Origin of the sequence: Xanthomonas cissicola (assembly GCF_008801575.1) — a bacterium.
Classification (GTDB): domain Bacteria; phylum Pseudomonadota; class Gammaproteobacteria; order Xanthomonadales; family Xanthomonadaceae; genus Xanthomonas; species Xanthomonas cissicola.
This window is the reverse complement of record NZ_VZPL01000202.1, coordinates 1-1,028: the sequence shown is the minus strand read 5'-3', so window position 1 is coordinate 1,028 and position 1,028 is coordinate 1. Positions and strand designations below refer to the sequence as shown.

Annotated in this window: 1 protein-coding gene; it reads right to left on the bottom strand. The window is 57.6% G+C overall.

Annotated elements, in window-relative coordinates:
* Positions 1 to 197 precede the first annotated feature (197 nt).
* Positions 198 to 1,028: Imm71 family immunity protein (locus F7R02_RS25515; RefSeq protein ID WP_151210329.1), on the bottom strand; the 831-nt coding region annotated here is incomplete at its 5' end.

The window sequence follows — 1,028 nt, the reverse complement described above, 5'->3', positions numbered from 1 at the left end:
TGACGTCGCCCACCAGCGGGATCATGCCGATCACCGCATCCACCAGAATCTGCGACAGCGAGGCCTTGACGTTGAAGGCGCCTTGCACCGTGCCCCAGGTCCAACTGCCGACATCGGCCGCCATCGCGCGGAACTCGCTTAAACTGAGGCCGCCGGGGGGCGGGCGTGCGAACGCAGCGCTCCGTCCTTGGGCCACATCACTCGGTCGCCAATACCCATTGCACCTTGCGGCCCTGGTGCAAGGGCAGTTCATCGCCTTCGTTGAACTCCGCCGCAGCGGTCAGGTCGTCCATCACCAGCCAACGGCCGGCATGCGATGCGCGCTGACCGCTCATCGCAAATACCTGGCGATACCCTGACGGCGCGGGGGCGTCCACAGCGGCGGCAGGCCTGTCCGGCTGCATGAACACGTAGTCGGCTTCCTCCTCCGGAATGGTGCCGTCCTCGTAGCGGTCGTCGCGCCAGATCAGGCGCCAGACGACATCAATGTCGATGTTGGTGTCCCTCACAATTTGGCCGGCTTGTGGTGCAGGCGAACCATCATGAAGATAATTGAGTGCGCCTATATAAGGCAAAAAGCCAGTCGGTATATCCGGCTTGGAAAACAGGCTGAATTTCTTTGGCTTCGGCGCATCCACCGGCTCCCAGATGCCCGAGCAGGGGATACGACTACCGGTGGCAATCAACGTGTTCTCAACAGGGTCAGGTACGTCCGGGATGACCGGAGGAAAATGCATTTTTGCTACATTTTCCTGGAACCATCTGCCATAGATACTGGGTGCAGAATCTTCAAAGTAAGGACTTTCGATGATGTCTGACCAGGTTTCCGCTCTGAGATTCGCTATTTCTCTCAATCGAGTGCAAAACTCATTCCATTGCGGGGTAAATTCCTCTTTTATTGCATTCTCACCAATCTCGATTCGCCAAATCAGCTGAATGAAATGGCTGACGATTCGATGCCCCATGACGAATTCGCCATTGGCATCGAACTTGAAGACGCGCTTGTCGCCCTTGCGCAGCCTGCGCAC